At 61.6% G+C, this 7,914-nt stretch carries 7 protein-coding genes; all 7 read right to left on the bottom strand.

Translation table 11 applies throughout. The features are described 5' to 3' along the window. On the bottom strand, nucleotides 1-1,531 hold a 1,531-nt coding region (gene asnB / locus AC1DUU_RS16795; protein ID WP_476784543.1), incomplete at its 3' end, for an asparagine synthase (glutamine-hydrolyzing). Nucleotides 1,532-1,555: 24 nt separating this feature from the next. Further along, nucleotides 1,556-2,665 carry a hypothetical protein gene (locus AC1DUU_RS16790; RefSeq protein ID WP_476784542.1) on the bottom strand — a complete coding sequence of 370 codons (1,110 nt, stop codon included), beginning with the start codon at nucleotides 2,663-2,665 and terminating at the stop codon, nucleotides 1,556-1,558. A 90-nt stretch (nucleotides 2,666-2,755) separates the two neighbouring features. Further along, the gene (locus tag AC1DUU_RS16785; protein WP_476784541.1) at nucleotides 2,756-3,826 is read right to left on the bottom strand and encodes an ABC transporter ATP-binding protein; all 1,071 of its coding nucleotides are present in this window, start codon (nucleotides 3,824-3,826) and stop codon (nucleotides 2,756-2,758) included. A 4-nt stretch (nucleotides 3,827-3,830) separates the two neighbouring features. Beyond that, complete coding sequence (locus AC1DUU_RS16780; RefSeq protein ID WP_476784540.1) at nucleotides 3,831-4,679, bottom strand: carbohydrate ABC transporter permease; 849 nt, start codon at nucleotides 4,677-4,679, stop codon at nucleotides 3,831-3,833. After that, nucleotides 4,679-5,602, bottom strand: a complete 924-nt coding sequence (locus tag AC1DUU_RS16775; RefSeq protein ID WP_476784544.1) for a carbohydrate ABC transporter permease — start codon at nucleotides 5,600-5,602, stop codon at nucleotides 4,679-4,681. Before AC1DUU_RS16775 ends, AC1DUU_RS16780 begins: the two co-directional genes overlap by 1 nt. Before the next feature lie 172 nt (nucleotides 5,603-5,774). Then, nucleotides 5,775-7,052, bottom strand: a complete 1,278-nt coding sequence (locus tag AC1DUU_RS16770) for an ABC transporter substrate-binding protein (protein ID WP_476784539.1) — start codon at nucleotides 7,050-7,052, stop codon at nucleotides 5,775-5,777. Nucleotides 7,053-7,081: 29 nt separating this feature from the next. Then, nucleotides 7,082-7,914 (bottom strand): PLP-dependent transferase (locus tag AC1DUU_RS16765; protein ID WP_476784538.1); only part of this gene is annotated, 833 nt, incomplete at its 5' end.

Raw genomic sequence — 7,914 nt, 5'->3', positions numbered from 1 at the left:
GCGCCATAGCCATCCGGTCGCCCTGGCTGGAGAGGATGTAGCCGGGCAGGAGCGTCGTCGTTTCGATATATTGCGCCTGATGCAGCGGGTGCCACCTGTTAAAGTCAGCCGGCAGCGTTGAAGCGAGCTCTTCGGCGGAATCATAGCCGCCCAGGGTTGCGCGCAGATCATCGGAAAAGAACATCTTGGTCGCCGCGGTGCTGCGCAGCCTGGGCCGGTGCGAAAACAAGGGGTCTTCCGTGGCGTCGATGCCGGCACCGAAGAATGCGGCGAGATATTCCGGCGTCTGTTGCTGAAGGGCTGGCAAGTAGGGATAGAGCTTGCGAAACAGGTGCGGCCTGATGCGCGAGTGGGGCTGACGGCCGCAGAAGCGCCGCACCCGCGCCTCCGCGAAAAGATCGTAGCCGGCAAGAATCTCGTCCGCGCCTTCCCCCGTCAGCACCACCTTTATGCCCTGCTCACGAACGTGACGGGCGAGGCGATGCAGCGGCGCGGGCGCGGTGCGCAAGATAGGCTGCTCGGTGCCGTTTACGATCTCAGGAAACAGRCTCGCGGTGTCGCTGGCACGGTAGGCGACCGAACTGTGCGCAGTGCCGAGCCTCTCGACCATTTCAGCCTGATAGGCACTCTCGTCGTAGTCGGCATCGGTGAAGGTGACGGAGAAGGTGCGCAAGCCTTGCGGAACCTTCCTTGCCGCCAAAGCAGCGATCATCGATGAGTCTATGCCGCCCGACAGGTATGAGCCGACCGGAACATCGGCGCGCAACCGGATTCGTGTGGCGTCCTCGAGAAGGATAAGCAGTTCTTCCGCGAGCACAGTTTCCGATCGATTGTCGCCAGGGTCGTCTTGCTCAGGAAACGCAAGATGCCAATAGGGCCTGCTCGTCGCCTGGCCGCCCTCGATCAGCATTATATGGGCGGGCGGCAATTGCGATATGCCTGCGAACGCAGTGCGGGGCGCGATCGGCGCCCATAAGGTGAAAATCTGGTCCAGCGCAACGGGATCGATCCGCGCGACGATGCCTGGCACCTGCAGCAACGCCTTTACCTCGGAGGCGTAGAACAAGGTGCCGTTGTGCCATGTGTGGAAGAGTGGCCGCACACCCATTCGGTCGCGGGCCAGCATCATGCGATTGCGGCGCTCGTCCCAGATCGCGAAGGCGAAATCGCCATTGAGGAGCGAGACACAATCCGGTCCCATCTCGTCATAGAGATGGAGAATGACCTCGGTGTCGGACGACGTTTTGAAAACGCGTCCGCGCTGCTTCATCGCATCGCGCAGTTCGACGTAGTTGAAGATCTCGCCATTGTAGCTGATATGAACGCGGCCATCGGCACTCACCATGGGCTGGTGCCCATCGGCGATGCCGACGACCGAAAGTCGCCGATGTCCCAAGCCGGCGGCCTTGCCGACATGGAGGCCCGCATTGTCAGGGCCGCGATGCCGCAATGCGCCCGTCATGTCCTGAAGCAGCGCACGCGCGTCGTCCGCGCCGACCGCGTGCCCGCAATAGCCCGCTATCCCGCACATCAGGTTGCAATCCTGGTTGGATCGTCAATCAAACCCATCCCCCATCAACCTGCACCATGACTCGCCGGCAAATCCGTTGAAGAATGCCTTTGCGTCGAGAAATGGCTGGACCAGTGCGGGATCGCGCGCATGCACGATGCTTGACGAGGCGTGGACGAAGGCAAACCGTCGTCCCAGCATGGCATTGAGCAAAGCCGGCTGCGTACGCCCGCGCAGGGCCACCAGCCCGTTCGATGCGGCGTGGGCGATCATGTTGTCTATGACCGCACCCTCCTGGCCGGGCATGGACATCACCTGGATGGCACGGCCGATGCGCCCGCTATCGCCGTAGTAGATGTAGAGGCCGACCGGATGGCCGCTGCCAGTGCGCACGACACGGCGCACGCCTTGGCCGTAGTTTGCCTTGCGTCGCGCATGAACGATGGTGCGGGCGAGCGTGTCACGCTGCCAGGTTGGGCGCATCGGGTAATGCGCGGCGAGTTTGGGGATAAGGTCCAGCAACTCGTCTTCATCCACGTCAGCATCCACGAGGCTGGCCTTTTGAGGCGGCGTGAAATGCGACCAATGCGCATCGTTATCCGTTGAGCGCCGGCGGATCAGGGCATCGATAGGCCGTGCCAGCGGTGAAAAGAGGCGCGCAGCACTTATGCCGGCCGCGGCGAGTTCGACCATGAAGCCGGCCGGTCGAATGACGCGGATCCATTCTAGGCTGTAGTCTGGCAGCACGGTTGCGCGCATCTTGCGCCACATCGCCGTCGAGACATCGTTGGCCGTTTCGGTCAGCGAAATATCCTGCGGGCCGGCAAAAAAGGCGCGCACCAGGCGCGCGCCGGCAAAAGGATCCTCCTTGTGCCGGTCAACCATCATCGTTCCGCACAGGGCACCGCGCAGTGGCCTGCCCTCGAATTCGAGCGCGAGCGGCAGGACGCCGAGAAAGCCCGAGACACTTCCATCATCGCGCTTGTGGATCAGCGATGTGATATCCGGCTGGGCGTCGGGGGCATCGAGGAAGAGTTCTTGCAGATAGGCCTCGAGAGAGCTTGTCGCCGGTTGCCTGGTCTTGCGAAGGATGCGCTGAAACATCTCCGCGACCACCGGAACATCCGGAGCTGTAAAGGGACGGACTTCGCTCATCTCTGTTTGTCGATCTGCTCTACGCAACACAGGTTGCACTCGATCAGACGCATACCGCAGAGGTGTTAGAGAACTCTGAACCGGGCCTGGCTAGTTGATCCGCCGCCCGGTCTCGGGGTCGAACAGATGCAGGTCGGAAGCGGTTGCAGACAGGCGAACCGCATCGCCCGGCTTGACCGCGACACGCCCCATGGCAAAGACGCAAACCTGCTGGCCGGCAAGCTTGGCGTAGAACTGCGTCGACAGCCCAAGCGGTTCGACGACTTCGACTTCGGCTGAAATGTCGCCATCGGAAGCAAGATGCAAATGCTCGGGCCGCAGACCGACAGTCACCTTGTCGCCGTCGCTCACTGGCAGGCTGGCAAGCACAGGCAGCTTCTGCCCATTGGCCAGGATTGCGCCGGCGTCTTCGCCGGTTCGTTTGATCGTCGCCGGCAGGAAGTTCATGCCGGGCGAGCCGATGAAGCCGGCGACGAAGGTGTTGACCGGATGGTCGTAGAGATCGAGCGGCGCGCCAACCTGCTGGACGACACCGTCATGCATGACGACGATGCGGTCGGCCATGGTCATGGCTTCGGTCTGGTCGTGGGTGACATAGACCGACGTGGTCTTGAGCTGCTGGTGCAGCGCTTTGATCTCGGTGCGCATATGCACGCGCAGCTTGGCGTCGAGATTGGACAAGGGTTCGTCGAACAAAAACACCTTGGGATCGCGCACGATGGCACGGCCCATGGCGACACGCTGGCGCTGGCCGCCAGAAAGCTGGCGCGGCAGGCGCGCGAGCAGCGTGTTGAGGCCGAGGCGGTTGGCTGCTCCGCCCACGCGAGTATCGATCGCCTGCTTTTCGGTTTTTCTGAGCGTCAGGCTGAAGCCCATGTTGGCCGCGACGTTCATGTGCGGATAAAGCGCATAGGATTGGAACACCATGGCGATGTCCCGATCCTTGGGCGCCACGTCGTTGACGACGCGTTCGCCGATGCGGATTTCGCCAGCGGAGATCTCTTCCAGCCCGGCGATCATCCTGAGCAGCGTGGACTTGCCGCAACCGGAGGGTCCGACCAGAACCACGAACTCGCCATCCGCGATCTCCAGGTCGACCGCCTCAAGCACGTTGAGGGTGCCGTAGTTCTTCTGGACCTTGTCGAGTGTTACGGAGGCCATGGTCCTATCCTTTGACGGCGCCGGCGGTCAGGCCGGTCACGAGATAGCGTTGCAGGAATGCGAAGAAGATGCAGACGGGAATGAGAGCCAGGATCGAGGCCGCCATCATTTGCCCCCAGTCGACGGCGAACTTGCCGATGAAGGTGAGCAGGCCAACGGCAAAGGTCTTCTGGCCCTCGCTGGAGATCAGCATCAGCGCAAACAAAAGCTCGCTCCAGGCGGCGGTGAAGACAAAACCCAAGGTGGCGCCCATGCCGGGCAGTGTCAGCGGAATGATGATGCGGCGCAGTGCCTGCAGGCGCGTGCAGCCGTCGATCATCGCCGCCTCCTCAAGGTCCTTCGGGATACCGTCGAAGAAGGATTGCATCAGGAAGGTGGCGAAGGCTGTGTTGAAGGCGGTGTAGATGATGATGAGCCCCGTCAGGCTGTTGGTCAGACCGATCTCACCCATGATGCGGTAGATCGGCGGGATGACCATCACCAGCGGGAAGGTCTGCGTCAGCAACAGCGCGATCGCAACCGTCGTCTTGCCGCGAAACGAGAAGCGCGACATGGCGTAGCCGGCGGCCGAGGCGATGACGGTAACGACGAGTGCGGTGGTCACCGAGACCACTACTGAGTTGAAGAAATAGAGCGGGAAATCGGTTGCCTTGAGCACGGTGGCGTAGTTCTCGAACGTCGTTGCCGAGGGCCACAGCGTGATGCCCTCGGAATAGAGCAGCGACTGCGGCGTGACCGAGATCTTSAGCGTCCAGTAGATCGGGAACAGCGCGAAGATCACATAGGCGCCGACGGCCGAATAGAGCCCAATGCCACCGAGGATACGCGAGGAAGTCGAGCGTCCGGCAATCATCACGAATTCCTCGCAAGCGAGCGGCGGATGCCGATGAGCACGACCRCATAGAAAATGAGCAGCACAAGCAGGAGCACCGCGACTGCCGAGGCGTAGCCCTTGTCGAGCGATTTGAAGGCGCTGACATAGATGTAGGTGGCGACCGTATTGGTGGCGCCAGCCGGACCACCTGCTGTCATGACAAAGATCAGGTCGGCGAAGGTCGCGATCCAGATCGTGCGCAGCATGACGGTGATGGCGATTGTCGGCGCGAGGAACGGCAGCGTCACTTTGGAAAAGCGCTGCCATGGCGAGGCGCCGTCTATGGCCGCCGCCTCATGCAGTTCTGAAGGTATCGACTTCAGCGCGGCGAGCAGCGTGATGGCGAAGAACGGCACACCGAACCAGACATTGGCGATGATCGGTCCCCACATGGCGGTCGCGGGGTCGGACAGGATGCTGGTCGGTTCCGCCTGCAGGCCAAGTGCGTAAAGCCAGTGCGGCAACGGTCCGACGATGGGGTTGAACAACCAGGCCCAGGTCAGGCCAGACAGGAACGATGGCACCGCCCAGGGCAGGAACACCACGGCCTGGACGAGCTTGCGGCCGACAAAGGGCCGGTCGAGCAGCAATGCCAGCCCGAGCCCGAGGAAAAACTGGAAAAACAGGCTGCCTGCTGTCCACCACAGCGTGTTGAACAACGCCTGGCCGAGAAGCGGGTCCGACAACATCACCTGATATTGGCCAAGGCCGACATATTCGGACTTGAAGGCGGAGAACTTGCGGAACGAATAGCTGATGCCGACGATCAGCGGCACAAGCAACACCGTGACAAGCAGGATGAGCGCCGGGCTGAGATAGAGCCAGGGTTCGAGACCGGGCAGCGATGAACGCCCGCGCCTCACCTTTTCGGGTGCTCTCAATCCGGTGACTGCAGTGGTCATGGCGATTGCTTTCGTCATGGCGAAAAAAATCGCCCCCTCGCTTGCTCGGCCTCGTCCCAAGGGGAGAAAAGGCTTGGCAGCGATGCCGACACGACCGCTATGCGGCCGAGCGAGGGGGCAGCAAGGGAGCCCTTGTCGGGTCGGCGGAGCATCGCTGCTCCGCCGAGGCCGCTTACTTCTTGTTCTTGGCCATCCAGTCCTGCTGTTCCTTGGTCAGGAAGGCAGACCACTCGTCGGCGATGTCCTTGGCCGTACGCTGGCCGAGAAGCACTTCCTGGAAGTTCTTGATCGAGACCTGGTCGTAGAAATTGCCGAGGTTTTCGAGATGGACCGGAGGCGTGACGAACTCGAATTTGTCCGGGTTGCTCAACTCCTCGAACCAGCCCTTGAACTGCTCGGTCTTGAAGTGCGGATCATCGGCGGCGCTGTTGTGGATCGGCAGTACGCCCACTTCCTTGGCCCAGGCGATGTTGTTTGCCGGCGAAAGCAGTGTCGACATCAGCTTCCAGGCGTCGTCCTTGACCTTGGAGTTGGCAAACATCGACCAACCGGCATAGCCGAGCGTCGGATAGGACTTGCCCGACGGTCCCGCCGGCATCGGCGCCACCGCGAAGTCTTCCGCCTTCATCTTCTCGGCGATACCGATCAGCGCGTCCGGATCCTGATCGAGCATGGCGCAGGTGCCGGAATAGAAGCCGGTGACGATCTCGTTGAAGCCCCAGCTGACGCTGTCCTTGGGCGCATAGCCTGCCTTGTAGATGTCAGCCAGCATCTGCAGGCCCTTGACGGAGCCTTCCTCATTGATCGTCGAGGTGCCGTCTTCGTTGAAGTAGCCGCCCTTGCCGTTGGCGATGTTCATGAGCATCTGCACGCCGTTGAAGCCGCCGGGGCCGCCGCGCATGCAGTAGCCGTACTTGCCGTTAATCGCCGAGATCTTCTTGTTGGCGTCCATGAACTCGTCGAGCGTCGTCGGCGCGTGGTCGAGGCCGGCTTCCTTGAACAGCTTCTTGTTCCAGAACATGGCGCGCAGATAGTAGCCGTAGGGCAGCATGTACTGCTTGCCGTCGACCACCGAGCCGAACTGCTTGGCGCGGTCGCCGAGCGTCGCGGCGTCACCCCACTTGGCCATGTAGGGCGCGAGATCCTCGAGCTGGCCGTTGGTGCCGTAGAGGCCGAGCCAGCGCTCGGGCATCTCGACCACATCAGGTGTGTCCCCGGCCTGCACCATGGTCAGAAATTTTTCGAAGGCCTGGCCCCAGGGTAGTGAGACGAGCTCGACCTTGATGCCCGGATTGGCAGCTTCGAATTCGGCGATCTGCTTCTTGATGAACTCGGTACGCGGCGGGCTGGTGATGACCTCCACCATCTTGATGGTCGAGTCGGCCAGTGCCGATCCGGCAGAAAGAGCGAGGCCCAAGGCCGTCGCCAACAACAGGCTGTATTTCTTCATTCCAATCACTCCCATTCTTGGTTTTGAAGCTATTTTCTTTTTGCACCCTCAAAGGCGCGACTGACGTCGGCCCAGAGATCCTCCACATTTTCCAGCCCGACATTCAGCCTGATGGTTCGCGGGCTGACCCCGAACCGGCCGATGGAATTGGCATCCGGCGTCTGCTGCAGCGAGGCGAGCGCCGGCACCACAAGGCTCTCATGACCACCCCAACTGACGCCGATGCGGAATAATTTCAGTGCATCGGTAAAGGCCGGCACGTCGATGTCGTCGGTCACCTCGAAGGAAAACAGGCCGGAATAGCCTGACAGCGTCGCCTTGCCCGGATGGTTGGAGAAGGCGGGATGGTTGACCCGCTCGACGTGGGCGTGGCCCTTCAGTCGCTCGGCGATGGTCAGCCCGCTCTTCATGTGGTGGGGCAGGCGCAGCGGCAGGGTGCGCAGACCGCGCAGCAGAAGCCACGCCTCAAAGGGTGACAGCTTGGCGCCGAGATAGGGATAGGTACGCTCATTGATGCGGCGGATATGTTCGACTGATCCGGCAACAACGCCGGCGACTGTGTCGCTGTGGCCACCGAGATATTTTGACGCCGAATGCATGACGAGGTCGACGCCATGCAGGATCGGCTTCTGAAACAGTGGCGTCGCCCAGGAATTGTCGATGACGCTAACGATGCCGTGCGCGCGCGCTATGCCAGTCAGCACTTCGAGGTCCTGGAGCTCGAACATCATCGAGGTCGGGCTTTCCAGATAAAGCATCGCAGCACCTGGAAGCGCTGCAGCAACCGCGTCGGGGTCCGAGCCATCGACATAGTCGACCTTGATGCCAAGATGCGGCAAGAGCCTCTCGAACAGGCGATAGG

It is taken from the genome of Aminobacter sp. P4_H6_2, assembly GCF_056400805.1.
The sequence above is the reverse complement of the archived record's forward strand: the minus strand, read 5'-3'. Positions and strand labels throughout refer to the sequence as shown.

Bases quoted from the DNA above. Each gene is read 5' to 3' on its own strand.
- AC1DUU_RS16790 (WP_476784542.1), bottom strand. From the start codon at position 2,665: ATGAGCGAAGTCCGTCCCTTTACAGCTCCGGATGTTCCGGTGGTCGCG.
- AC1DUU_RS16785 (WP_476784541.1), bottom strand. From the start codon at position 3,826: ATGGCCTCCGTAACACTCGACAAGGTCCAGAAGAACTACGGCACCCTC.
- AC1DUU_RS16770 (WP_476784539.1), bottom strand. From the start codon at position 7,052: ATGAAGAAATACAGCCTGTTGTTGGCGACGGCCTTGGGCCTCGCTCTT.